General features: G+C 72.2%; 19 protein-coding genes and 1 pseudogene. 8 read left to right on the top strand and 12 right to left on the bottom strand.

Annotated features, from left to right (window positions below; genetic code table 11):
• Window positions 1-84 precede the first annotated feature (84 nt).
• The 3 genes from ACFIF2_RS13685 to bldG form a co-directional block, all read right to left on the bottom strand.
• The gene (locus ACFIF2_RS13685; RefSeq protein ID WP_395572876.1) at window positions 85-2,490 is read right to left on the bottom strand and encodes a sodium-translocating pyrophosphatase; all 2,406 of its coding nucleotides are present in this window, start codon (window positions 2,488-2,490) and stop codon (window positions 85-87) included.
• A gap of 292 nt (window positions 2,491-2,782) precedes the next feature.
• Window positions 2,783-3,214, bottom strand: a complete 432-nt coding sequence (locus ACFIF2_RS13680; RefSeq protein ID WP_395572875.1) for an ATP-binding protein — start codon at window positions 3,212-3,214, stop codon at window positions 2,783-2,785.
• Window positions 3,215-3,321: 107 nt separating this feature from the next.
• Window positions 3,322-3,663 (bottom strand): anti-sigma factor antagonist BldG, encoded by a 342-nt coding sequence (gene bldG / locus ACFIF2_RS13675; RefSeq protein WP_003975386.1) that lies wholly within the window; start codon window positions 3,661-3,663, stop codon window positions 3,322-3,324.
• 81 nt (window positions 3,664-3,744) lie between these two features.
• On the opposite strand from bldG, the gene ACFIF2_RS13670 reads away from it, so the two are divergent.
• The gene (locus tag ACFIF2_RS13670) at window positions 3,745-6,351 is read left to right on the top strand and encodes a DEAD/DEAH box helicase (RefSeq protein ID WP_395572874.1); all 2,607 of its coding nucleotides are present in this window, start codon (window positions 3,745-3,747) and stop codon (window positions 6,349-6,351) included.
• 157 nt (window positions 6,352-6,508) lie between these two features.
• Here ACFIF2_RS13670 and ACFIF2_RS13665 read toward each other — a convergent pair.
• The 7 genes and pseudogenes from ACFIF2_RS13665 to ssd form a co-directional block, all read right to left on the bottom strand.
• A pseudogene (locus ACFIF2_RS13665) lies at window positions 6,509-6,835 on the bottom strand (Rv3654c family TadE-like protein); the annotation flags it as partial.
• Between the two features lie 143 nt (window positions 6,836-6,978).
• Window positions 6,979-7,404 carry a TadE family type IV pilus minor pilin gene (locus ACFIF2_RS13660; RefSeq protein WP_395572873.1) on the bottom strand — a complete coding sequence of 142 codons (426 nt, stop codon included), beginning with the start codon at window positions 7,402-7,404 and terminating at the stop codon, window positions 6,979-6,981.
• On the bottom strand, window positions 7,391-7,621 hold the full coding sequence (locus tag ACFIF2_RS13655; protein WP_395572872.1) for a DUF4244 domain-containing protein: 231 nt from the start codon (window positions 7,619-7,621) through the stop codon (window positions 7,391-7,393). Before ACFIF2_RS13655 ends, ACFIF2_RS13660 begins: the two co-directional genes overlap by 14 nt.
• Window positions 7,622-7,705: 84 nt before the next feature.
• Window positions 7,706-8,503 (bottom strand): type II secretion system F family protein, encoded by a 798-nt coding sequence (locus ACFIF2_RS13650; RefSeq protein ID WP_395572871.1) that lies wholly within the window; start codon window positions 8,501-8,503, stop codon window positions 7,706-7,708.
• A complete protein-coding gene (locus ACFIF2_RS13645) occupies window positions 8,500-9,387 on the bottom strand; it encodes a type II secretion system F family protein (protein WP_395572870.1) in 888 nt (295 codons plus the stop codon). The genes ACFIF2_RS13650 and ACFIF2_RS13645 overlap by 4 nt, the downstream gene beginning before the upstream one ends.
• Window positions 9,384-10,559 (bottom strand): TadA family conjugal transfer-associated ATPase, encoded by a 1,176-nt coding sequence (locus ACFIF2_RS13640; protein ID WP_395572869.1) that lies wholly within the window; start codon window positions 10,557-10,559, stop codon window positions 9,384-9,386. The genes ACFIF2_RS13645 and ACFIF2_RS13640 overlap by 4 nt, the downstream gene beginning before the upstream one ends.
• A gap of 391 nt (window positions 10,560-10,950) precedes the next feature.
• Window positions 10,951-12,120 (bottom strand): septum site-determining protein Ssd, encoded by a 1,170-nt coding sequence (gene ssd / locus ACFIF2_RS13635; protein WP_395572868.1) that lies wholly within the window; start codon window positions 12,118-12,120, stop codon window positions 10,951-10,953.
• A 567-nt stretch (window positions 12,121-12,687) separates the two neighbouring features.
• Between ssd and ACFIF2_RS13630 the strand changes: the two genes are divergently transcribed.
• Window positions 12,688-13,533: an HAD family hydrolase gene (locus tag ACFIF2_RS13630; RefSeq protein ID WP_395572867.1), complete on the top strand. Its 846-nt coding sequence runs from the start codon at window positions 12,688-12,690 to the stop codon at window positions 13,531-13,533.
• 430 nt (window positions 13,534-13,963) lie between these two features.
• Here ACFIF2_RS13630 and ACFIF2_RS13625 read toward each other — a convergent pair whose 3' ends face one another.
• Window positions 13,964-14,788 carry an oxidoreductase gene (locus tag ACFIF2_RS13625; RefSeq protein WP_395572866.1) on the bottom strand — a complete coding sequence of 275 codons (825 nt, stop codon included), beginning with the start codon at window positions 14,786-14,788 and terminating at the stop codon, window positions 13,964-13,966.
• A gap of 111 nt (window positions 14,789-14,899) precedes the next feature.
• On the opposite strand from ACFIF2_RS13625, the gene ACFIF2_RS13620 reads away from it, so the two are divergent.
• Entirely contained in the window at window positions 14,900-15,880 is a 981-nt protein-coding gene (locus ACFIF2_RS13620; RefSeq protein ID WP_395572865.1) for an ATP-binding protein, read from the top strand.
• Between the two features lie 25 nt (window positions 15,881-15,905).
• Here the strand turns inward: ACFIF2_RS13620 and ACFIF2_RS13615 are convergent, their stop codons facing one another.
• Window positions 15,906-17,189 (bottom strand): hypothetical protein, encoded by a 1,284-nt coding sequence (locus ACFIF2_RS13615; protein WP_395572864.1) that lies wholly within the window; start codon window positions 17,187-17,189, stop codon window positions 15,906-15,908.
• A gap of 384 nt (window positions 17,190-17,573) precedes the next feature.
• On the opposite strand from ACFIF2_RS13615, the gene ACFIF2_RS13610 reads away from it, so the two are divergent.
• From ACFIF2_RS13610 to ACFIF2_RS13590, 5 genes are all read left to right on the top strand, one after another.
• Complete coding sequence (locus tag ACFIF2_RS13610; RefSeq protein ID WP_395572863.1) at window positions 17,574-20,066, top strand: bifunctional SulP family inorganic anion transporter/carbonic anhydrase; 2,493 nt, start codon at window positions 17,574-17,576, stop codon at window positions 20,064-20,066.
• Between the two features lie 225 nt (window positions 20,067-20,291).
• Window positions 20,292-22,247: an acetate--CoA ligase gene (acs, locus tag ACFIF2_RS13605; protein ID WP_395572862.1), complete on the top strand. Its 1,956-nt coding sequence runs from the start codon at window positions 20,292-20,294 to the stop codon at window positions 22,245-22,247.
• 213 nt (window positions 22,248-22,460) lie between these two features.
• Entirely contained in the window at window positions 22,461-23,885 is a 1,425-nt protein-coding gene (gene nhaA / locus ACFIF2_RS13600; RefSeq protein ID WP_395572861.1) for a Na+/H+ antiporter NhaA, read from the top strand.
• Between the two features lie 113 nt (window positions 23,886-23,998).
• Window positions 23,999-24,487 (top strand): phage holin family protein, encoded by a 489-nt coding sequence (locus ACFIF2_RS13595; RefSeq protein ID WP_395572860.1) that lies wholly within the window; start codon window positions 23,999-24,001, stop codon window positions 24,485-24,487.
• Window positions 24,484-25,437, top strand: a complete 954-nt coding sequence (locus ACFIF2_RS13590) for an alpha/beta fold hydrolase (RefSeq protein ID WP_395572859.1) — start codon at window positions 24,484-24,486, stop codon at window positions 25,435-25,437. Before ACFIF2_RS13595 ends, ACFIF2_RS13590 begins: the two co-directional genes overlap by 4 nt.
• Window positions 25,438-25,554 lie beyond the last annotated feature (117 nt).

The raw sequence follows: 25,554 nt of genomic DNA, 5'->3' as shown, positions 1-25,554 counted from the left end.
CGGCCGACGCGTCAACACGCGCCGTCCGCCCGCCCTTTGAGCCGCGTCTCCTACGAGACCGTGCGAGGTGCCCGGCAGGGGCGTCTACGAAACCACCGCCGGATCCGCCGACTTGGGGTCCGGGTCGGCGTCGCCTTCGTCACCCATCGCGATCCCGCGCCGCTTGGACACGTAGACCGCGGCGGCGATGACGGCGAACGCCACGACCGCGATCAGCACCCGCGCGGCGACGCTCTCGTCGGCGCCGTAGGAGAACTTGATGACCGCCGGCGCGATGAGCAGCGCCACCAGGTTCATGACCTTCAGCAGCGGGTTGATCGCCGGGCCGGCGGTGTCCTTGAACGGGTCGCCGACCGTGTCGCCGATGACGGTGGCGGCGTGGGCCTCACTGCCCTTGCCGCCGTGGTGGCCGTCCTCGACGAGCTTCTTGGCGTTGTCCCAGGCACCACCGGAGTTGGCGAGGAACACCGCCATCAGCGTGCCCGCGCCGATCGCGCCCGCCAGGAACGCGCCGAGCGCTCCCACGCCGAGCGTGAACCCGATGAAGATGGGCGCCATCACGGCGAGCAGACCGGGCGTCGCGAGTTCCCGCAGGGCGTCCCTGGTGCAAATGTCGACGACCTTGCCGTACTCGGGTTTCTCGCTGTAGTCCATGATTCCGGGCCGCTCCCGGAACTGCCGCCGCACCTCGTAGACCACCGCCCCCGCCGACCGCGACACCGCGTTGATCGCCAGTCCCGAGAAGAGGAAGACGACCGCGGCGCCCGCGATGAGCCCGACGAGGTTGTTGGGCTGTGAGATGTCCATCATCAGGCTCATCGGCGCGCCCTCGCCGCTGAGTTTCTCGCCCACGTCCGCGGCGCCGGTGGTGATGGCGTCGCGGTACGACCCGAACAGGGCCGCCGCCGCGAGGACGGCGGTGGCGATCGCGATGCCCTTGGTGATGGCCTTGGTGGTGTTGCCGACCGCGTCGAGGTCGGTGAGCACCTGCGCGCCGGCGCCCTCGACGTCGCCGGACATCTCGGCGATGCCCTGCGCGTTGTCGGAGACCGGGCCGAAGGTGTCCATCGCGACGATGACGCCGACCGTGGTGAGCAGGCCGGTGCCGGCCAGCGCGACCGCGAACAGCGCCAGCATGATCGACGCCCCGCCGAGCAGGAACGCCCCGTAGACGCCGAGGCCGATCAGCAGGGCGGTGTAGACGGCGGATTCGAGACCCAGCGAGATACCGGCGAGGACGACGGTGGCGGGGCCCGTCAGCGAGGTCCTGCCGATGTCCCTGACGGGACGCCGGGTGGTCTCGGTGAAGTAGCCGGTGAGCTGCTGGATCAGGGCGGCGAGCACGATGCCGATGGCCACCGCGACGAGCGCGAGGATCCGCGGGTCGCCGTCCTTGGCGGCGATCGCCGCGTCGGTGACGCCGTCCAGTTCCCCGTATGACCCGGGCAGGTAGACGAAGACGGCGACCGCCACCAGCACCAGCGAGATCGCGGCGGAGAGGAAGAAGCCCCGGTTGATGGCGCTCATGCCGCTGCGGTCGGACCGCCGGGGCGCCACCGCGAAGATGCCGATCATGGCGGTGATCACACCGATGGCCGGCACCAGCAGCGGGAACGCCAGCCCGGAGTCGCCGAAGGCCACCTTGCCGAGGATCAGCGCGGCGACCAGGGTGACGGCGTACGACTCGAAGAGGTCGGCCGCCATGCCCGCGCAGTCGCCGACGTTGTCGCCCACGTTGTCGGCGATGGTCGCGGCATTGCGCGGATCGTCCTCCGGAATGCCCTTCTCGACCTTGCCGACCAGGTCGGCGCCGACGTCGGCGGCCTTGGTGAAGATGCCGCCGCCGACCCGCATGAACATCGCGATCAGCGCGGCACCGAGGCCGAAGCCCTCCAGGACCTTCGGCGCGTCGGCCGCGTACACCAGCACCACGCAGCAGGCGCCCAGCAGGCCGAGCCCCACCGTGAACATGCCGACGACGCCGCCCGTACGGAATGCGATCTTCGTCGCCTTGTGCGCGACGAGAGTGAGATCCTTTTCCGGCTCGCCAGGGGCCGGTGTCGCCTCCCGTGCCGCCGCGGCGACGCGCACATTGCTGCGCACCGCGAGCCACATGCCGATATAGCCGGTGGCCGCCGAGAACGCCGCACCGATCAGGAAGAAGATCGATCGTCCGGCCCGCTGATTCCAGTCGTCCGCGGGCAGCAGCATGAGCAGGAAGAACACGACGACGGCGAATACGCCGAGCGTGCGCAGCTGCCGGGCCAGATAGGCGTTCGCGCCTTCCTGGACGGCCGCCGCGATCTTCTTCATGCTGTCGGTTCCCTCGCCGGCCGCGAGTACCTGGCGCACCAGGACGCCCGCGAGCACCAGCGCGGCCAGCGCCACGACCGCGATGACCGCGACCAGGGCGCGGTTCCCGTCGGTCAGCACGGCGGCCGCGAGGGCCGGGGAATCGCCCAACTGATGAGAGGTGGAAAGCTCCGCCATTCGTCCTCCTTGACGCTTGGGCTGAGCTCAAGATGTGGACGGGATTGTAGGGACCGGAAGCTGATCAAAACAGTGCACGACAAAAGGAATTGACCTGTCAACCGGGAGGACGGCAGAAGACCGCAGAAGTAGTAATGCCCTTCCGGCATTAAATGCCGTGATCCATTTTTTCAGGCGATTGATCGTGAAGGAATTCACTTGGCGCACGCTCGGCACCACTGTAGGCGCGGACCTCGGCTTCCGCACATGACAAAGGGCCCTACGAGGTAGGGCCCTTCGGGTGAAACGGGGGTCAGATCTGCGGCAGCACCGCGGGCGCGGTCGGCCAGGTCATGCGGATCAGTCCGCCGTCCTCGTCGGCCGTGACCTCCACGTCGTCGACGAGGCCGCTGATGACCGCGAGGCCCATCTCGTCCTCCTCGGCCTCCGCGTCCTCGGCGGCGGTGCCCGGGGGTCTGGCCCCGGGTGCCGCGTGCGGCGCCTCGTCGCCGACCTCGATGGAGAACTGCTTCTCCTCCTCGATCAGCGACACCGTGACCGGCGCCGTGATGCCGACGTGCTGATGCAGGCCCACAGCCCGGGTACATGCCTCGCCTACGGCGAGCCTGACCTCGTCGAGGACGGCCTCGTCCACTCCGGCCCTGCGTGCCACCGCGGCCGCCACCAGACGGGCGGTGCGGACGTGCTCGGGCAGCGCGCTGAAACGGAGTTCGACGGTGGCCATGCATCCCCCTCGGAACTACGGGCGTGCTTTCGAGGGTCCGGGCCGCCGACAGCCCGGACCCCCCTCGTTCTACTGCCGTCCCGGGCCCACGGGCCCGGGACCGGTCGTCAGTCGGTGGCCGCCACCGCTTCCTCGACCGAGGTGTGAATGGGGAACACCTTGGTGAGGCCGGTGATACGGAAGATCTTGAGAATGCGCTCCTGGTTGCAGACCAGGCGCAGCGAGCCCTCATGGGCACGCACCCGCTTCAGTCCGCCGACCAGCACGCCGAGCCCGGTGGAGTCGAGGAAGTCCACGCCCTCCATGTCGACGACGAGGTGGAAACTCCCGTCGTTCACGAGCTCGACCAGCTGCTCACGCAGCTTGGGCGCGGTGTATACGTCAATTTCGCCACCGACCTCGACGACCGTACGATCGCCGACGGTACGGGTCGACAGGGACAGGTCCACGGATCCTCCAGCACCTTGCTATCGAGCGGTCGCCCTTCAGGACACCTCGGCTTGAAGCCCCCAGGACGTTCGCCAGCCGCGATGGCATTCAATCACTTACCGGCAGGCGTGCACGACGCCTTGGGTCCATTGTCCGTCACGCCAGTGACAGACTCGGTGCCGATGGCCAAGAATCACCGATCCGATCGACCCCTGGCGGAGCCCGGCTCCCGGCCGGAACCGGGCACACTCCTGGACCGGCTCGCCGCGGGACCGAACCGGGCTACGCGCATCACTCATACGGAGCACTTGCCCCCGCGTGCGGGCCGTCATGCCCTCTGGCCGGACCGTATTCGCCCGGAGGTCGTCGCGGCCGTGCGGGCCGCGGGAATCGAACATCCCTGGGCCCACCAGGCACGCGTGGCGGAGCACGCCCTGGACGGCGACTCGGTGGTCGTCGCCACCGGCACCGCCTCGGGCAAGTCGCTGGCGTACCTGGTGCCTGTGCTGTCGGCGCTCCTGGACGGCTCCGAGGCCCCGAACGGGCGGGGCGCCACCGCGCTCTACCTGGCTCCGACCAAAGCGCTGGCCGCCGACCAGTGCCGTTCGGTGAAGGAACTTTCACAACCTCTGGGCACATCCGTGCGGACCGCGGTGTACGACGGTGACACGCCGTTCGAGGAACGCGAGTGGATCCGCCAGTTCGGCACCTACGTGCTGACCAACCCGGACATGCTGCACCGCGGCATCCTCCCGTCCCACCCACGCTGGGCCTCCTTCCTGAAGTCGCTGAAGTACGTCGTCGTCGACGAGTGCCACACCTACCGCGGCGTCTTCGGCTCCCACGTCGCCCAGGTGCTGCGAAGACTGCGCAGACTGTGTGCCCGCTACGGCGCGTCGCCCGTCTTCCTGCTCGCCTCCGCGACCGCCGCCGAGCCCTCGGTGGCGGCCCGCCGGCTGACCGGGCTGCCGGTGGTCGAGGTCGCCGACGACGCCTCACCGCGCGGTGAACTGGTGTTCGCCCTCTGGGAGCCGCCGCTGACCGAGATGGCGGGCGAGAAGGGCGCGCCGGTCCGCCGCACGGCCACGGCGGAGGCCGCCGACCTGCTCACCGACCTCACCGTGCAGGGCATGCGTTCCATCGCCTTCGTACGCTCCCGGCGCGGCGCCGAGCTGATCTCGGTCATCGCCCAGGAACGCCTGGCCGAGGTCGACCGCTCGCTGCCTGGGCGCGTGGCGGCCTACCGCGGCGGCTACCTCCCCGAAGAACGCCGCGCGCTGGAACGCGCCCTGCACTCCGGCGAACTCCTCGGCCTCGCGGCGACGAACGCCCTCGAACTGGGCCTCGACATCTCCGGCCTCGACGCCGTGGTGATCGCCGGCTACCCGGGCACCCGCGCCTCGCTGTGGCAGCAGGCGGGCCGCGCGGGCCGGTCCGGGCAGGGGGCGCTGGCGGTACTGGTCGCCCGCGACGATCCGCTGGACACCTTCCTCGTGCACCATCCGGAGGCCCTGTTCGACCAGCCGGTGGAGTCGACGGTCCTCGACCCCGACAATCCGTACGTCCTCGCCCCGCACCTGTGCGCGGCGGCGGCGGAGCTGCCCCTGACCGAGGAGGACCTGCCCCTCTTCGGTCCCGCCTGCGCGGAGCTGCTCCCGCAGCTGGAGGAGGCCAGGCTGCTGCGCCGCCGGACCCGCGCCTGGCACTGGACGCGCCGGGAACGGGCCGCCGACCTGACCGACATCCGGGGGGAGGGCGGCCGGCCGGTCCAGGTGGTCGAGGCCGGGACGGGCCGGCTGCTGGGCACGGTGGACGCCGGCGCCGCCCACACCACGGTCCACGAAGGCGCCGTGCACCTCCACCAGGGCCGCACCTATCTCGTCCGCTCCCTCGACCTGGAGGACTCCGTCGCGCTGGTCGAGCAGGCGACCCCGTCGTACTCCACGGTGGCCCGGGACACGACGTCGATCTCGGTCCTGGAGACCGACACCGAGGTCCCCTGGGGCGACGGACGCCTGTGCTACGGCTCCGTCGAGGTCACCAACCAAGTGGTTTCCTTCCTGCGCCGGCGCCTGATCACCGGCGAGGTCCTGGGCGAGACCAAGCTCGACCTCCCTCCCCGGACGCTGCGCACGCGGGCGGTGTGGTGGACCGTCACCGAGGACCAGCTGGACGCGGCCCGGATCAACCCCGAGATCCTCGGCGGGGCCCTGCACGCCGCCGAGCACGCCTCGATCGGCATGCTGCCCCTGTTCGCGACCTGCGACCGCTGGGACATCGGCGGCGTGTCGGTCCCGCTGCACCCGGACACCCTCCTGCCGACGGTCTTCGTGTACGACGGCCATCCCGGCGGCGCGGGCTTCGCCGAGCGCGCCTTCCACACGGCCCGCGAGTGGCTCACCGCCACCCGTGAGGCCATCGCCTCCTGCGAGTGCGACGCCGGCTGCCCGTCCTGCATCCAGTCCCCCAAGTGCGGCAACGGCAACGATCCGCTGCACAAGCGCGGCGCCGTACGGCTGCTCACTGTGCTGCTGCGGGGCGCGGCGGGAGCGGAGGCCCCTGCGGAGGCGTCGGCGACGGCGTCTCGGGAGACCCCGGAGGACGCGGAGACGGGCCGAAGGACGGGGACGGGGACCGGTACGGGGACAGGGGCAGGTACGGGTGCTGGACCGGAGTGGGCGCCCGCGGACGGTACGGAACCCGGGTAGGCGGGCCGCCGACGGCGCCGCCTCCGCCTTCCCCTTCGCCTACGCTGCCGCCGGTGCCGGTGCCGATGCCGGTGCCGGTGCCGGTGCCGGTGCCGGTGCCGGTGCCGGTGCCGGTCCACGAGACATCCGTCGGTGTGCCGGTCGTCAAGGCCTCCGCCGGTGGTGTTCCGGGCGGCGGTACGTCCGTCGCCGGGCCGGCTCGTGCACGGACCCGTGCCGCGAACGGGCCCCTGCCCGACGTCGCCGTCACGTCCGAGACCTGGCCGGTGAGGACGCACCGCACCAGCCTGGTCCCCTGTGCGCGAGCGACCCGGTCCGCTCGTGCGCAGGCCGCCGTGCCGCCCTGTGCCCAGTGGTCCGCCGCGGCGAGCGCCGCCATGTCGGCACCGCCCGCCGCGCGATGCCGGGCCACGACGGCCTGCCCCAGGGCCAGCACGATTCCGAACACCAGGCACAGCACGGCGACGGCACCAACACTCCACACCGTGGCGGACCCTCGATCGGCACCGGAGCCGGAGCCAGCGTCGGAGCCGGCATCGGAGCCGAGGGCGGGGTCAGTCGCCGCCCCGGGGCCCGGGCCGAAACCCGGGACCCGGTCGCTCACCGCCCGGAGCAGGGCGTCGGGACTCATGGCTCCGCCCCCACCGCCTGCTCCACCGAAGCCACGGCCTCCTCCCGTACCTCGAAGGGCAGTCCGTGCAACGCCGGTGGTTCGGCCACCACGATCACGCGGACGTGCCCCGCCTCCCGGCCGATCGTGACCCTGGCCCCGCGCGGTGCCGCCTCTCTGGCGACCTCGACGACCGCGTCGGCCGAGTCCTGGCGGGCCGCCGCGCGGGCGCCGGTGCGGGCCGCGTCCACGCACTGGATCTGCGCGGCCACCACGAGCAGCCCCCACACCAGCGCCATCGCGAACACGACCAGCACCGGCAGCACCACGGCCGTCTCCGCCGTCACGAACCCCCTGTCGGAGCCGGCGCCCTGCTTCCTGCCGGACCGACGGCCGGTCGCCTCACGGGGCTTCGCCCCCGGTGCCCGCTCACATCCGCGCATCGAGTGCCTGCTTCACGATGCCCTGCAACTCGGCACTGACCGCGCCGCTCGTCACCACCTTGTAGAGGACCACGGCGAACGCCACCGCCGCGACGATCCCCATCGCGTACTCGGACGTGACCATCCCCGCGTCCCGCCGCCCGGCCCGCCGCCACCGCCGCGCCGTCCGCACTCCGCACACCAGGGCACTCAGCCGTGCCCGCACTGCCTGGTACATCGCAACCCCCGTGAGGTCCGTTCCTGCTCACTTGTCGATCCGTAGGTCACTCACCGGCCGACACCCACCGGCCCGCTCTTTGCGTCAGCGACCACCTCCCCCGTCCCCCAGCACGCCGCCCGCGAGGCCGATCACCACCGGCAGTACGCCCACGGCGATGAACGCGGGCAGGAAGCAGAGCCCCACCGGCGCGGTGACCATGACGGCCGCGCGCCGGGCCCCGGCTGTCGTCGTGCGGGCCCATTCGGCACGGGCCTGGGTGGCGATCCGGGCGACCGGCCCCGCCGCGGGCAGGCCGGACACGTCGGCCCGCTCCAGCAACCGCGCCAGCGGCCCGGCTCCCGGTACCGCGGTCAACCCGCGCCAGGCACGTCCCGGTTCACCGCCGAGCCGCACCTCCGCGGCGCCCCGCCCCAACGCGTCTCCGACCGGCCCGCCGAGGGCCTCGCCCACCGCCTGGGCCGCGACCACCGGTCCGGCGCCCGCCGCGATGCAGGCCGCCAGCAGGTCCGCGGCAAGCGGCAGTTGGCGAGCGGCCTCGGCGGCCACGGCCTCCGCCTCGTCCGTACCGGCGGCCGACCGCCGCCTGCGCCAACACCACAGCCCCGCCGCGCCCACCAGCCCCACCACGAGGCCGGCGACATCTCCGACCAGGACCCAGCCGGCGCCCACCGTGCCCGCCAGCGGGATCCCGTCGCGTACGGCGCCCAGCGCCGCGGCGCGTCGTGGAGCGGTGCGGGCCGGTTCCGGAGCGAGCAACCCGGTGAGACGTCCGCGTACCGTCCGTTCGCGCCGCGCGGCTCCCCATCCGCGCACCAGCCATCCGGTGACCAGCGCCGTCCCCACCACTGCCCCCAGGCTGTGGACAAGGTTCCCGTTCACGACACCGCCTCCGCTCCCCGTACGATCCGCGTCACCCACCACACGCCCAGGCCCTCCAGGACGCCGCCGACCAGCAGGCAGCCCAGTCCGGCTCCGGTGTGCAGCAGCACGCGCAACGGATCGGAACCGAGGGCCACACCCAGCAGGAGGCCGAGGACCGGCAGGCCGGCGAGCATCACCGCGGTGGCACGGGCTCCCGCCAACTGGGCCCGCAGGTCACGCCGCTGGTCGCGTTCGGCGCACAGAGCGCCCTCCAGCCGGTCGAGTCCGGCAGCCAATCCGGCCCCCTGGTCGACGGCGACCCGCCAGCACGCCGCGAGACCCCGCAGGCCCTCGGCGCCCGGTTGGCCCGCCGCCCCCGCGAGCGCGCCCGGGACGTCCCCTCCGAACCGGGCGGCGGCAAGTACCGTCGCCTGCGCGTCGCCGAGTCCTCCGGAGTCGTGCGCGGCGCACAGCAGGGCCTCGCCCGGCTGCCGTCCCGCCCGCACCTCCCCGGCGAGCGTCCCGCACAGCGCGATCACCGCGTCCATCCGGTGCTCCCGGGCCCGCCTCGCCCCGCGGGCCAGTCGCGCCCGCCGCAGCACCGGCACCCCGGCCGCCCCCGCGACGACCGGCAGCACGGAATCACCCGGCACGGCCACGAGCAGTCCGGCCACCAGCGACCACCACTCGGGCCGCAGCCGGCCACGGACCCGCCGCAGCCCGTCCGTCACCCGGCGAACCGTGAGCGGCCCGCTTCCGGCCGCCCCGCCGACGCCCCGGTGAGACAGGAACATCAGCCGCGCGCGTCGCACCCCGGTGTGCCAGCCGCTCCCCGCCAGCCATCCCGCCGCTCCCAGGAACGCCAGGGCCACACCCGTGGACAGCTGTCCAGTCCCCGTCATCCGCCCGCCTCCTCTTCCAGAGGTCGCGTTCCGAGCCCGTCACCGTCACGGCGCAGCAGCTCCCGCAGACGGCCCCAACCGCGCTCCGCCGCGAAGGACTCCGCGCCCCACCGCAGCGCCGGCTCCGTCCGCACCAGCCCCGACGCGTCCCGCTCCAGTACGTGCACCTCGGCGATGCGGCGGCGCCCGGCCCGGTCGCGCACCAGGTGCAGGACCACCGAAAGGGCTGCCGCCAGCTGGCTGTGCAGGGCCGCCCGGTCGAGGCCGGCGGCCGTACCGAGCGCCTCCAGCCGGGCCGGGACGTCGGCGGCCGCGTTGGCGTGGACCGTCCCGCAGCCGCTGTGGCCGGTGTTCAGTGCCGCGAGCAGATGCACCACCTCAGGGCCGCGCACCTCGCCCACGACCAACCGGTCCGGGCGCATGCGCAGGGCCTGCCGCACCAGGTCCTCCAGGGTCACCAGGCCCGCGGCCTCCTGGTTGGCGGGTCTGCTCTCCAGACGGACGACGTGCGGGTGGTCCGGCCTCAGCTCCGCCGAGTCCTCGGCGAGCACGATCCGCTCGTCCGGCCGGGCGAGCCCGAGCAGCGCGCTCAGCAGGGTCGTCTTCCCGCTGCCGGTGCCGCCGCTGACGAGGAACGACAACCGGGCCCTCAGCAGCGCGCGCAGCACCCGGTCACCGCCGGGCGGCACGGTGCCCGCCGCCACCAGTTCGTCGAGCGTGAACGCCCGCGGCCGTACCACCCGGAGCGACAGGCACGTGCAGCCGACGGCGACCGGTGGCAGTACCGCGTGCAGCCGGGTCCCGTCGGGGAGCCGGGCGTCCACCCACGGCCGGGCGTCGTCGAGCCGGCGCCCGGCGACCGTGGCGAGGCGCTGCGCGAGCCGCCGCACCGCACCGGCGTCCGGGAAGGAGACCGGCGTCAGCTCCAGGCCACCGCCCCGGTCCACCCAGACCCGGTCCGGTGCGGACACCAGCACGTCCGTCACCGACGGATCGGCGAGCAGCGGTTCCAGCGGTCCGCTGCCGACGAGTTCCGACCTGAGCTGCTCGGCGGCGCCCAGGACCTCGGCGTCCCCCAGTACCCGCCCCTGTTCCCGCAGGGCCTGCGCCACGCGTGCGGGCGTCGGCTCCGCCCCGCTCTCGGCGAGCCACCGCCGCACCCCGTCGAGCATCCCGGCCGCCTGCCCCGGAGACCGCCCACCGGCCACCACCGTCGTCCACGCCGGACTCTGCCCTGCCGTCCCCACCGGGACCCGCCCTGCCGTCCCCACCGGGCTCAGCCCTGCCGTCCGCGCCGGGCGCCGACCCGTCATCCCCACCGGAACCTGCCTCGCTGCCGCCCCGGAAGCCCACCCCGGTAGCAACCTCGCGTTCGGCCCCGCAGACGCATCAGCACCCCGCCCTGCCACCACCTCCGACACCCCACCGCGCCCCGACCCCGGCCCCGGCCCTGTCCCTGCAGTCACCGCAACCACCCCAGCCACGTCCACGTCCACGTCAACCTCCCTCTCACCACTCCCGTTCGCCGTCCACAGCCCCAGCCCCCAGCCCCAGCCCCGCGCCTCACCCACCCCCGCCCGTCTCCACCAGCGCCCCCTCCCAGAACCCCCGGCAGAAGCGCGCCAGGGGGCCGCGGGCGGACGCTCCCGGGGGACGCCTGTTGTCGGTGGCGCGCAGGAGGCCGGGCTCGACGGGCACCTCTCCGGCCAGGGGCAGCCCGAGGAGCCGGGCCACCTCGCGGTCGTCGAGCCCTGAGGCATACGGCCCCCGTACCGCCACCCGGAGATCGCGCAGGACCATGCCGACGGCCGCGGCCACCCTCCCGGCCGCCGCGACGGCCCGCAGTTCCGCCGGGACGACGAGGAGCCCGACGTCGAGCTGGGCGAGAACCTCGGCGACACCGTCGTCGATCCGGCGCGGCAGGTCGACGACGACCGTGCCGCCCCTGCGCCGGGCCGCCGCGAGCACCGCCCGCACGGCCTGGGGCGGTACCGCGACGCAGTCGCCCCGGTCCCAGCTGAGCACCCGCAGGGAGTGCAGCATCGGCAGTGACTCCTCCAGGGCACCGCCGCCGACCCGGCCGCGTGAGGCCGCGAACGCGGGCCATCGCAGCCCTTCGGCCGTCTCCCCGCCGAGGAGGACGTCGAGGCCACCGCCCAGCGGATCGGCGTCCACCAGGAGGCTGCGCAGCCCCTCTCGTGCGGCCGTGACGGCCAGCGCGCAGGCCAGAGTGGATGCTCCGGCTCCGCCGCGCCCACCGATGACGCCGACGGTGAGGGCGGGCCGGCCGACGCCCTCCGCGACGTCGGCGATCCGGTCGACGAGCCACTGCTCGCCGTCGGGCAGCATCAGGACGTGGTCGGCGCCGATCTCCACGGCTCGCTGCCAGACACCCGGGTCGTCCTGATCGCGGCCCACGAGGACCACGCCCCGTCTCCGCGCCGCTCCGCGGACGCGCCGGGCGGCGTCATCGCCGACCAGGACGAGCGGCGCGGCCTCCCAACTGCCCCACGGTCCGGACGCGGGGGGTGCCGGCGTCGCCGAGGCCGCCGACCGCGTCGCCGGCTCCGTGGGTGCCGTGGGCACCGAGTGGTGCACCTCCGGCGTGGCTCCGGCCGCCGCGCACAGGCGCAGCAGGTCGTCGAGGAGTTCGGTGTCCTCGGTGACGATCAAAGGCCCGTTCTGCCGCCCTCCGGCGGCGGGCAGCGGATCCTGGGTGATGGTTCCGGTCATCGTGCTGTGTCCCCCTTCGCCGCGACTTCCGCAGTCACGGCCGACTTCTCGTGGCCTCGCGTTCGGCCCTCGGTCGAACCCGGCCATACGCGTCCGGCATTCGGAACCGGCCGTGGAACACGGCGCGGCCCGGACGCGTGGGAATCACGGTGCAGCGATCCGGGAAATCGTGTGGATCTTGGTCCAAAACTGTGGACAACTCGACGGTTGTGAATATCCCCGCCACCCATACCGGTGGGCCCGACCCCGCCAAGCCCTGGCCTCTGTACGACTTCCGCAGAGCAGTCCGACGGTTACCCTACGTAACAAGTCAGGTGCATGACATGTCAGCCGAGAGCGCCGCCGCACCACGCGGACCGGCCCGCTGAGACCACCTGAAAACCCACCCGGACATGCGACGACCCCCGCCGGGGGGGAGAGCGGGGGTCGTCTCCACGGCCGACTCGGGGGGGGGAGGAGTCGGACCGGGTTAGCACGGTCGCGAACGATCCGTGACTTCCATGGTGTACCCGAGAGCCTTCTCAGGCAAACCCACGCGCCCCACCTTACGCCGAATGGGCTCCGCCTATGCTCATGGTCGTGGAAAACCACTCCCGAACCCACTCCATGCCCCGCGCGGCGGCCTTCTTCGACCTGGACAAGACGGTCATTGCGAAGTCGAGCACGCTCACGTTCAGCAAGTCGTTCTACCAAGGCGGGCTGATCAACCGCAGAGCTGTCCTGCGTACCGCGTACGCCCAGTTCGTGTTCCTCGCGGGCGGCGCCGACCACGACCAGATGGAACGGATGCGGGAGTACCTCTCGGCGCTGTGCCGCGGCTGGAACGTCGAGCTGGTCAAGGAGTTGGTCGCCGAGACCCTGCACGACCTGATCGACCCGATCATCTACGACGAGGCCGCCTCCCTGATCGAGGACCACCACGCCGCCGGCCGCGACGTCGTGATCGTCTCCACGTCGGGCGCCGAGGTCGTCGAGCCGATCGGTGAGCTGCTCGGTGCGGACCGGGTGGTGGCGACCCGCATGGTCGTGGGCGACGACGGCTGCTTCACGGGTGAGGTGGAGTACTACGCGTACGGCCCGACCAAGGCGGAGGCGGTCCGGGAACTGGCTCGGTCCGAGGGGTACGACCTGAGCCGCTGCTACGCCTACAGCGACTCGGCGACCGACCTGCCGATGCTGGAGGCCGTCGGCCACCCCCACGCGGTGAACCCGGGCCGGACGCTGCGCCGCGAGGCCCTCGCGCGCGAGTGGCCGATTCTCGATTTCCATCGCCCGGTGCGGCTCAAGCAGCGGGTCCGGGGCTTCTCCGTACCGCCGCGCCCCGCACTCGTGGCCGCCGCCGCGATCGGCGCCGCCGCGGCCACCGCGGGACTCGTCTGGTACGCGAGCCGACGGCGGATCCCGGTGGCCTGACGCCCCGACCGCGCCCCGACCGCCTCCAGCGGCGTCACCACACCCTCACCCTCGCCCGCGGTCCTTCACCCGCGTATGAGTGCAAAAGTAAAGAAGTGCGGCGGGCACTTCCGGTTGTTCCGGCGCAGGAGTACAAAGGACTCAACGGCCCGCGAGACCAAGGACATCCGAAAGGATCACCTTAAGAACGCATTTGGCCCCACGGACCGAGCATGGACACTGGGCACCCACGCGACGTCGACCCGTCGATTACGGGCCAGCCGCACCAGGTGACGGGCAAAGCACCCGACCTGATGGGCAACATATCGAGGACGCTTGGTAACCCGGTGGTCATGCCAGCGGCGGTACGAATATTCGTACCGCCGCATTTCTGTGGCGTCCTACACGCCCGCCACGCCCGCCACGCCCGCCACGCCCGCCGCGCCTGTCGTCAGGCCGCACCGCGCTGGAGCGCCTCGCACACCGCCGTGGACTCGCGCGCGCCCAGTTCGACCGCCCTGCCGCAGTGGGCGATCCAGGCGGCCATGCCCTCGGGCGTGCCGGAGACGTAGCCGTCGAGCGCCGCCAGGTAGGCCGCGCGGCCCAGTTCCGCGTGGCCGACCTCGGCCGGGCAGACCGACTTCGGGTCCAGGCCGCTGCCGACCAGGACGATGCGTTCGGCCGCGCGGGCGACCAGGCCGTTGTGCGAGGTGAAGGGGCGCAGGGCCAAGAGCTCACCGTGGACGACGGCGGCCGTCACCAGGGCCGGCGCGGAACCACCCGCCCTGACCAGCCCGGCCAGGCCGTCCAGCCGGCCGTGCGTCTCCTCGGCGCCCGGCAGCGGCAGCTCCACGAGCGGCTCGTCCACCGGCTCGCCCTCCTGCCGGGGCCGCCCCACCTGATCGGCGTCGTCCGCGGCGGCCACCAGGTGCAACCTGGCCAGCACGCGCAGCGGGGACTGCCGCCAGATGGACAGCAACTGCCCGGCTTCGGCGGTCAGCCGCAGGGCCGCGCCCACCGCGCGCGCCTCGTCGTCGCCGCTGAAGTCGCTGCGCCTGCGCACCTCCTCCAGCGCCCAGTCCGCCCCGGACAGCGCCGCCGAGCCCCGGGCGCCGCGCAGGGCCGCCTCGGAGGTGATCTCGTTGCTGCGGCGCCGCATGATCCGGTGGCCGTAGACCCGGTCCACGGCCTTGCGTACGGATTCCACGGACTCGGCCACGCCGGGCAGTGCGCCCAGGGCCGCGAGCGGATCGGCGGTCGCGCCTGTCGTACTCATGAGTACGACCCTACGCATCCCGGCGCCACACCCCACGAACGAGTGGTCTTCTTCACGTACCTCCGGGCCCTCGTGCCACCTACAGCTATCGCGCCACTACCCTTGGTGAACATGAAAATTGCTTTCGTCGGGAAGGGCGGCAGCGGCAAGACCACCCTGTCCTCCCTGTTCGTCCGCCACCTCGTCGCCGCCGGTGCGCCCGTCGTCGCGATCGACGCCGACATCAACCAGCACCTGGGGGCCGCGCTGGGGCTCGACGAGGCGGAGGCGGCCGGGCTGCCCGCGATGGGCGAGCACCTGCCGTTGATCAAGGAGTACCTGCGCGGCAGCAATCCGCGCATCGCCTCCGTCGAGCAGATGATCAAGACGACCCCGCCCGGCGAGGGCTCGCGCCTGCTGCGGGTGCGCGAGGACAACCCGGTCTACGACGCGTGCGCCCGGACGGTGGAACTCGACGGCGGGGCCGTCCGTTTGATGGTCACCGGGCCCTTCACGGACGCCGACCTGGGAGTCGCCTGCTACCACTCCAAGACGGGAGCGGTGGAGCTGTGCCTCAACCATCTGGTCGACAGCCGTGACGAGTACGTCGTGGTCGACATGACGGCCGGCTCGGACTCGTTCGCCTCCGGCATGTTCACCCGCTTCGACCTCACGTTCCTCGTCGCCGAGCCGACCCGCAAGGGGGTCTCCGTCTACCGCCAGTACAAGGAGTACGCCCGCGACTTCGGCGTCACCCTGAAGGTCGTCGGCAACAAGGTGCAGGGGCCGGACGACCTCGACTACCTCCGCGAACAGGTCGGGGACGACCTGCTGGTGACCGTCGGGCAGTCGGACTGGGTGCGCGCCATGGAGAAGGGCAGGCCGCCCCGGTTCGGGCTCCTGGAGGACGCCAACCGGCACGCGCTGAGCACCCTGCACACGGCCGCCGACGCGGCGTACGCGCTGCGGGACTGGCGGCGTTACACGCGCCAGATGGTCCACTTCCACCTGAAGAACGCCCGCAGCTGGGGCAACGAACGCACCGGGGCCGACCTGGCCGCCCAGGTCGACCCCGGTTTCGTCCTCGGTGAGGGCGTCGTGGCCCCGGCCTAGGGGGTACGACGCCCTCGCGGGCCCGTCACCGCTCGGCGGCCGGTGCCCCGGGCACGCCCTTCGGCGCCGGTGCGGGGGCGGCCGAGAGGAAGGGGGCCCAGCCCTTCTTCGGGGCCTCGCCGACGTCCAGGGTGCGCAGTTTCTTCAGCACCTTCGGGTCCTGGGCGTCCAGCCAGTCCACGAGCTGCCGGAAGGAGACGCAGCGCACCTCGTCCTTGGTGCACACCGCCTCGATGGTCTCCTCGATGGCGCGCATGTAGGTGCCGCCGTTCCAGGACTCGAAGTGATTGCCGATGATGAGGGGCGCGCGGTTGCCGTCGTAGGCCCGCTGGAAGCCCTGGAGCAGTCCGTCACGCATCTGGTCGCCCCAGAACGCGTGCTTGGCGGGGTCGCCCTGGGTCGTGGTGCCGGACTGGTTGACCATGAAGTTGTAGTCCATGGTGAGCTGCTCGAACGTGTGCCCGGGGAACGGCACGAGCTGCATCGACAGGTCCCACAGCTCCTGCTTCTTCTTGGGCCAGACCTGGTTGTTCACACCGCTGCTGTCGTAGCGGAAGCCCATCTCGGCGGCGGCCCGGGTGAAGTTCTTCTGGCCCTCCAGGCAGGGGGTGCGGGCGCCGATCAGCTCCTTGTCGTAGTCGAAGGGGAGGGGTGCCGCGTTCTTCACCCCGGTGGTGGTCTTCCAGGTCTTCACGAACTGCTTGGCCTGCTTGATCTCGTCCTTCCACTCCTCGACGGACCACTCGCCGACCCCGCCGTCGGCGCCGCAGAAGTGCCCGTTGAAGTGGGTGCCGATCTCGTTGCCCTCCAGCCACGCCAGCCGCAGCTGCTTGACGGTGTCGGCGATGCCCTCCTGGTCGTTGAAGCCGATGTCGGAGCGGCCCGGGGAGTGCTGGGGCGGCCGGTACAGGTCCCGCTTCTCCTCCGGCAGCATGTACACGCCGCTCAGGAAGTACGTCATCGTCGCGTTGTTCTCCTTGGCCACTTCACGGAAGTGGGAGAACAGTCTCTGGCTGTCCTCGCCCGCGCCGTCCCAGGAGAACACCACGAACTGCGGGGGCTTCTGTCCGGGCTTGAGGCGCTCGGGCCGGGGCAGGTGCGGCTGGGCTCCGGTGTAGGCGGTGGAGCCGTCACCGATCAGCCGGACCGCGTTCTTGGGGGCCGGGGCCGCTTTCCCCTTCTCCTTCTGCGGGCCCTGGGTCCCTTCACCGGAACCGTTTCCGCTGTCGATCGCGCAACCGGCGAGGGACGCGGCACAGACCGCGGCGGCGATCGCGGCGCGCGCGGCCATCCTGTGGGTGGCGGCCATCTTCCGCCCACCTTCTTCCTTCTCTCGGGCCAACGCCGACGAGGGCGATGTCGGGTGCTGAGCCGGGACGTGCCGTCAGCGCCGTCAAGGTGGCACGTATGCGAGAAGGAATTAGTACGACAAGCCGATGAAATGACCGATTCACTCACGTGCGAGTGGTCATTACTCCATTTGCGCGAAAAGTCTATGCCTCCTCTTTACTCTGAATTACGATCTGTTTACTGAGTGCAACCAGTCGAGCGCTCGTCGAGTGCTCGTCCGGGCACTCACCCAGTGCTCGGCATCCCGCCGCTGTACGCCGTGACCACGGCCGCGAACCGCCCCCGCCCGGCGGGGGACCGTCCATGACCGCGACCGCGCAGCCCCGGAGGAGACGGGAAAGAAATGTCCGCCTGCGTCCCCGCCCGCGCCGATTCGGCCCGCACCAAGCACGTCCATCCCCCGCACAGTCCGCCGCCCGGCGGCCCCCGGCGCTTCCGCGTCGCGGGAGCCGACGTGTCGGCCTCGATCGCGGTCTTCCTGATCGCCCTGCCCCTCTCCCTGGGCATCGCCCTCGCCACCGGCGCCCCGCTCCAGGCCGGCCTCGTCGCCGCCGCGGTGGGCGGGATCGTCGTCGGGTGGCTCGGCGGCTGCCCGCTCCAGGTCAGCGGCCCGGCCGCCGGTCTCACCGTGGTCACCGCCGACCTCATCCAGCAGTACGGATGGCGTACGACCTGCGCCATCACCGTGTTCGCCGGGCTGGCCCAGCTCGGCCTCGGCTGTCTGCGCGTGGCCCGCTCCGCGCTCGCCGTCAGCCCCGCCATCGTCCACGGCATGCTCGCCGGCATCGGCGTCACCATCGCCGTCGCCCAGCTGCACATCGTCCTCGGCGGCACCCCGCAGAGTTCCGTGCCCGACAACCTGGTGGCACTGCCCGCCCAGCTGGCGAACCTGCGCCCCGCCGACGTGGCGGTGAGCGTGCTGACCCTCACCCTGCTGTTCCTGTGGCCGCGCGTCCCCGGCCGGGCCGGACGGCTGCTGGGCAGGCTCCCCGCCGCCCTGGTCGCCGTCGCCGGCGCCACCGCGGTCGCGGCCCTCGCCGGGCTGCGCCTGCCCAAGGTCGACCTGCCGTCGTGGAGCAGCCACGCCCTGGCCACCCTGCCCGACGGCCCGGTGCTCGGACTGGTCGCCGCCGTCCTCACCACCACGCTGGTGTGCAGTGTGCAGTCGCTGCTCGGCGCCGTCGCCGTGGACAAGCTGGTCGCCGCCCGGCCCGGTCTGAGCGGCCGGGTCAAGCGGTCCGACCTCGACCGCGAACTGCTCGGGCAGGGCGCCGCCAACATCGTCTCCGGCTCGCTCGGCGGACTGCCCATCGCCGGTGTGGCCGTGCGCAGTTCCGCGAACGTGGCCGCGGGCGCCGTCAGCCGGAACTCCACGATGGTGCACGGCGTTCTCGTAGTGATCGCCGCGCTGCTCCTGGTCCCCGCCCTGGAGCTCATCCCGCTCGCCGCGCTCGCCGCCCTGGTCATGTCCGTCGGCATCCAGATGGTGTCGCTGAACCACATCCGCACGGTGACCCGCCACCGTGAGGTGCTGGTCTACGCCGTCACCACCTGCGGCGTGGTGTTCTTCGGCGTCCTGGAGGGCGTCGCGCTCGGCATCGCCGTGGCCGTCGGCGTCGCCCTGCACCGCCTGACCCGCACCCGCATCACGCACGCCGAGACGGGAGGAGTCCATCACGTCCACGTCCGAGGGCAGTTGACGTTCCTCGCGGTGCCGAGGCTCAGCCGCGTCCTGCACCAGGTGCCCCAGGGATCGGACGCCGTCGTGGAGCTGGACGGGTCGTTCATGGACCACGCGGCCTACGAGACGCTCCAGGACTGGCAGAAGACACACACCACGCAGGGGGGCTCCGTCGAGATCACCGGCCGCCGGCCCGGCACCCGCCTGTCCGAACCGGCCGACGCCGAGGACTGCCGCTGCCGCCCCTGGACCGCCTGGCGCAACCACCAGTGCGAACGCCCGCAGCCGATGCCCCCGGCGGGCACCGACCGGCCGGACGACGACTCCGGCGAGCGGACCGACGCGGCGGCCGACCGGCCCGGCGACGGCCCGGGCGACACCCGTGGCCGCGACACCCGTGGCCGCGGCACCGACGGCCCTGGCGCCAACACCCCCGTCAGCGCCGGCGGCACCGGCACCGGCGGGCCTGGCATGCCCAGCGGACCCAGCGGGCGGGAACTGGCGCGCGGCATCAGCGCGTTCCAGCGCAACACCGCCCCCCTGGTGCGGCGCGAGCTGGCCCGCCTGGCCCGCGAGGGACAGCAGCCCTCCCAGCTGTTCCTGACCTGCGCCGACTCCCGGGTGGTGACGTCGATGATCACCTCCAGTGGCCCCGGCGACCTCTTCGTCGTACGCAACGTGGGCAACCTCGTGCCGCTGCCCGGCGCGGAGAGCGGCGACGACTCGGTGGCCGCCGCGATCGAGTACGCGGTGGACGTGCTCAAGGTGCGGTCCATCACGGTGTGCGGGCACTCCGGGTGCGGGGCCATGCAGGCGCTGCTCAGCGCCGAACCCGGGGGTGCGCAGACCCCGCTCAAGCGGTGGCTGCGGCACGGGCTGCCGAGCCTGGAGCGCGTGCCCGAGGACGAGAGCGCCTGGCCCCGGCTGGCCGGACGCCGCCCCGCCGACGCGGCCGAGCAGCTCTGCCTCGCCAACGTGGTCCAGCAGTTGGAGCACCTGCGCGCCCACGACGCGGTGTCCCGCGCCCTGGCCGCCGGTGAACTCGAACTGCACGGCATGTACTTCCACGTGGGCGAGGCCCAGGCGTACCTGCTCTCCGAGGACGCCGGGGACGGGGTGTTCGAGCTGGTGCTGGAGACCGACCTGACCGCCTGACGCCCCGAGCGGCGGGAGCGCCGCGGCGCGGGGAGTGTGAGCGTCGTTACAGACGCTGAACCCCGCGCCGTCGGCGTCCGTGGGTACGGATGACCACTGGCCGCGAAGTCAGGCGGCCGCCGGACAGGTCTAAACCAATTGCCCGTCGACCCTTGTCATCGGCCCCCCGGGTCTGATGAGCTGTGGCCTGGGACACAACGGACAACCCTGAGAAAGGGAGATGTCGTGAGCAACGAATCCTTGGCCAACCTGCTCAAGGAAGAGCGCAGGTTCGCACCCCCCGCCGACCTGGCCGCGAACGCCAACGTCACGGCGGAGGCGTACGAACAGGCCAAGGCTGACAGGCTCGGCTTCTGGGCCGAGCAGGCCCGCCGGCTGAGCTGGGCGAAGGAGCCGACCGAGACGCTGGACTGGTCGAACCCGCCGTTCGCCAAGTGGTTCCAGGACGGCGAGCTGAACGTCGCGTACAACTGCGTCGACCGTCACGTGGAGGCCGGCCACGGCGACCGCGTCGCCATCCACTTCGAGGGCGAGCCCGGCGACAGCCGCGCCCTCACCTACGCCCAGCTCAAGGACGAGGTGAGCAAGGCCGCCAACGCCCTGCTGGAGCTGGGTGTGCGCAAGGGCGACCGGGTCGCCGTCTACATGCCGATGATCCCGGAGACGGCGATCGCGATGCTCGCGTGCGCGCGCATCGGCGCCGCCCACTCGGTGGTCTTCGGCGGCTTCTCCTCGGACGCCCTCGCGACCCGCATCCAGGACGCCGACGCCCGCGTCGTCATCACCTCCGACGGCGGCTACCGGCGCGGCAAGCCGTCCGCGCTCAAGCCCGCCGTCGACGAGGCCGTCGAGCGCGCGGGGACCGTCGAGCACGTGCTCGTGGTCCGCCGCACCGGCCAGGAGGTCGCCTGGGACGACTCCCGCGACAAGTGGTGGCACGAGACCGTGGAGCGGCAGTCCGCCGAGCACACCCCGGAGGCGTTCGACGCGGAGCACCCGCTGTTCATCCTCTACACGTCCGGTACGACGGGGAAGCCGAAGGGCATCCTGCACACCTCCGGCGGCTACCTCACGCAGGCGGCGTACACGCACTGGGCCGTCTTCGACCTCAAGCCGGAGACGGACGTCTACTGGTGCACCGCCGACGTCGGCTGGGTCACCGGACACTCGTACATCGTCTACGGCCCGCTGGCCAACGGCGCGACGCAGGTCATGTACGAGGGCACCCCGGACACGCCGCACCAGGGGCGCTTCTGGGAGATCGTGCAGAAGTACAAGGTCTCCATCCTCTACACCGCGCCCACCGCGATCCGGACGTTCATGAAGTGGGGCGACGACATCCCCGCCAAGTTCGACCTGTCGTCCCTGCGGGTCCTCGGCTCGGTCGGTGAGCCGATCAACCCCGAGGCGTGGATCTGGTACCGCAAGAACATCGGCGCCGACACCACCCCGGTCGTCGACACCTGGTGGCAGACCGAGACCGGCGCGATGATGATCACGCCGCTGCCGGGCGTCACCGAGGCCAAGCCGGGCTCCGCCCAGCGCGCGCTGCCCGGCATCAGCGCCACCGTCGTCGACGACGAGGCGAACGAGGTGCCGAACGGCGGGGGCGGCTACCTGGTCCTCACCGAGCCGTGGCCGTCGATGCTGCGCACCATCTGGGGCGACGACCAGCGGTTCATCGACACGTACTGGTCGCGCTTCGAGGGCAAGTACTTCGCCGGTGACGGCGCCAAGAAGGACGACGACGGCGACATCTGGCTGCTGGGCCGCGTCGACGACGTGATGCTGGTCTCCGGTCACAACATCTCCACCACCGAGGTGGAGTCGGCCCTCGTGTCCCACCCGTCGGTCGCCGAGGCGGCCGTGGTCGGCGCGGCGGACGAGACGACCGGGCAGGCCATCGTGGCCTTCGTGATCCTGCGCGGAACGGCCGCGGAGACCGAGACCCTCGTGGCCGACCTGCGGGGTCACGTCGGGGCCGCCCTCGGCCCGATCGCCAAGCCCAAGCGGATCCTGCCGGTGGCCGAGCTGCCCAAGACCCGCTCCGGCAAGATCATGCGCCGCCTGCTGCGCGACGTGGCGGAGAACCGGCAGCTCGGGGACGTCACGACCCTGACCGACTCCACCGTCATGGACCTCATCCAGACGCAGCTCCCGTCGGCGTCCAGCGAGGACTGAACCGTCCGCCGCGAGGGCACCCGGCGAGCGCCATGCCGGGTGCCCTTCGTCGTGCTCCGCCCCCTTGCGCACCGTCACGAAGATCACCCGGCAGGTCCACCGCAGTTTAGGTAAGCTAAGGAACGCGTAAGAGACTCAACAAGATCCTCATGGTGTGCCGGGAAGTCTGGTCGGCAAGCGTTCCGTGCTGCCCACCGACCGGAGGTTCTCCCAGTGACCGCGCCGCAAGCCCCCCGCAAAGCCTTCGGGCGTCTGAGCCTCCCGGAGCGGAACTACGTCGCGGAGGCGTTGCGCACCGAGACAGTCGGCGGCGTCCTGCTGCTCGTCGCCGCGATCGCCGCGCTGGCGTGGGCGAACATACCGGCGGTGAGCGACAGCTACGAGAGCGTCAGCGACTTCCACTTCGGTCCCGCGGCCCTCGGCCTGGACCTCTCGGTCGCCCACTGGGCCGCCGACGGACTGCTCGCGGTCTTCTTCTTCGTCGCGGGCATCGAGCTCAAGCGCGAACTGGTCGCCGGTGACCTCAAGGACCCGAGGGCCGCCGCGCTCCCGGTGGTGGCGGCGCTGTGCGGCATGGCCGTACCGGCGCTCGTGTACACCGTCACCAACACCGCGGGCGGCGGCTCCCTGGCCGGCTGGGCCGTGCCCACCGCCACCGACATCGCCTTCGCGCTCGCCGTGCTCGCCGTCATCGGCACGTCCCTGCCGAGCGCCCTGCGCGCCTTCCTGCTGACGCTCGCCGTCGTCGACGACCTGTTCGCGATCCTGATCATCGCGGTCTTCTTCACCGAGAGCCTGAACTTCGCCGCGCTCGGCGGCGCGGTCGTCGGCCTCGGGATCTTCTGGCTGCTGCTGCGCAAGGGCGTGCGCGGCTGGTACGTGTACGTGCCGCTCGGCCTGGTGATCTGGGCGCTGATGTACAACAGCGGCGTCCACGCCACCATCGCCGGCGTCGCCATGGGCCTGATGCTGCGCTGCCACACCAGGGAGGGCGAGAAGCACTCCCCCGGCGAGCACATCGAACACCTCGTGCGCCCCCTGTCGGCGGGACTGGCGGTACCGCTGTTCGCGCTGTTCAGCGCGGGTGTCTCGCTCTCGGGCGGCGCGCTGGCCGACGTGTTCACCCGGCCCGAGACCCTCGGTGTCGTGCTCGGGCTCGTGGTCGGCAAGACGCTGGGCATCTTCGGCGGCACCTGGCTGACCGCGCGCTTCACGAAGGCCTCGCTCAGCGACGACCTGGAGTGGGCCGACGTGTTCGCGGTGGCGACCCTGGCCGGCATCGGCTTCACCGTCTCCCTGCTCATCGGCGAGCTGGCCTTCGAGGGCGACGCGGCGCTGACCGACGAGATCAAGGCCGCCGTCCTGACCGGTTCGGTCGTCGCCGCCCTCCTGGCCACCGTCCTGCTCAAGCTGCGCAACGCCAAGTACCGCAAGCTGACCGAGGCGGAGGAGCGCGACGAGGACCTCAGCGGCGTCCCGGACATCTACGAGGAGGACGACCCCGCGTACCACCTGCGCCTGGCCGCCATCTACGAGGGCAAGGCCGCCGAGCACCGCCGGATCGCCGAGGAGATGGAGTCGGCACGGCTTGCCGAAGTGCCGGGCGGGGCAGGCGGTGAGGGCGACGGTCCGGCATGATCTGACGAGACGGTACAAAAGACGGACCGTACGCGGTCGGGCCGCAGCAGACGGGCGGCACACGGCAGCCACGGAACCGTACGCAGATCAGCCAGCAGAAGAGGGAGACCGCGATGAGCGCACCCGACGGCAGCCCGGTCGGCACCGAACGCAGCATCGGCCAGCTGTTCGCCTCGGCGACCACCGAATTGTCGGCGCTCGTGCACGACGAGATCGCACTGGCCAAGGCGCAGCTGAGGCAGGACGTCAAGCGCGGGGCGACGAGCGGCGGCGCGTTCTCGCTGGCCGGCGCCGTCCTCCTGTTCTCGCTGCCGATGCTCAGCTTCGCGCTGGCCTACGGCATCCGGACCTGGAGCGGCTGGAACCTCGCCGTCTGCTTCCTGCTGTCCTTCGCGGCGAACGTCCTGCTCGCGGCCCTGCTCGCGCTGATCGGCATCGTCTTCGCGAAGAAGGCCAAGAAGGGGAAGGGCCCGCAGAAGGTCGCCGCCTCCGTGAAGGAGTCGGCGGGCGTCCTCCAGCACGCCAAGCCGCACCCGCGGCCGGAGCTGCCCGCGGACCGGTCCCCCGAAGCCATCGAGGCTGTGGCACGCTCGTCCTCATGACGGACCCCGCCACCCCATCGGCCCAGCCCGCCACCTCGGTCGTCCGGCTCGACCTCCCCGGCGGGCACGAGGTGACCCACCGGGACGTCGCGGCCAACGGCGCCCGCTTCCACATCGCGGAGCTGGGTGACGGGCCGCTGGTGCTGCTGCTGCACGGCTTCCCCCAGTTCTGGTGGACCTGGCGGCACCAGCTGGTGGCGCTCGCGGACGCCGGTTTCCGCGCCGTCGCCATGGACCTGCGCGGCGTCGGCGGCAGCGACCGCACCCCGCGCGGCTACGACCCCGCCGGACTCGCCCTCGACGTCACCGGCGTGATCCGCTCGCTCGGCGAGCCGGACGCCGCGCTGGTCGGCCACGACCTGGGCGGCTACCTGGCCTGGACGGCCGCCGCGATGCGGCCCAAGCTCGTACGGCGGCTCGCCGTGTCGTCGATGCCGCACCCCCGGCGCTGGCGTTCGGCCATGCTCGGGGACGTCCGCCAGACCCGGGCGGGCTCGTACATCTGGGGCTTCCAGCGCCCCTGGATCCCGGAGCGGCAACTGACCGCGGACGACGGCGCGCTGGTGGGCCGGCTGATCCAGGACTGGTCCGGGCCGCGCCTGGTGGACGAGGAGGCCGTGGACGCCTACCGCCGGGCCATGTGCATCCCCTCCACCGCGCACTGCTCCGTCGAGCCGTACCGCTGGATGGTGCGCTCCCTGGCCCGCCCGGACGGCATCCAGTTCTACCGCCGTATGAAGCGGCCGGTGCGCGTGCCGACGCTGCATCTGCACGGTTCGCTGGACCCGGTGATGCGGACGCGGAGCGCGGCCGGGTCCGGGCAGTACGTCGAAGCGCCCTACCGCTGGCGGCTGTTCGACGGTCTCGGGCACTTCCCGCACGAAGAGGATCCGGTCGCCTTCTCCACCGAACTGATCAATTGGCTGAAGGATCCCGAACCCGATCGGTGACCGGCCGAACCTAATCGGTGACCGAACGATCGCGCCCGGTATCCGATCCGGAACGCTTGTCCTATGAACGGCCACTTGCCCGGCGCATAGGCCAATTGGGGGCACGCGGAGCGGTTA

Origin of the sequence: Streptomyces sp. BK79 (genome assembly GCF_044142145.1) — a bacterium.
Classification (GTDB): domain Bacteria; phylum Actinomycetota; class Actinomycetes; order Streptomycetales; family Streptomycetaceae; genus Streptomyces.
This window is presented reverse-complemented; position numbering and strand designations above follow the sequence as displayed.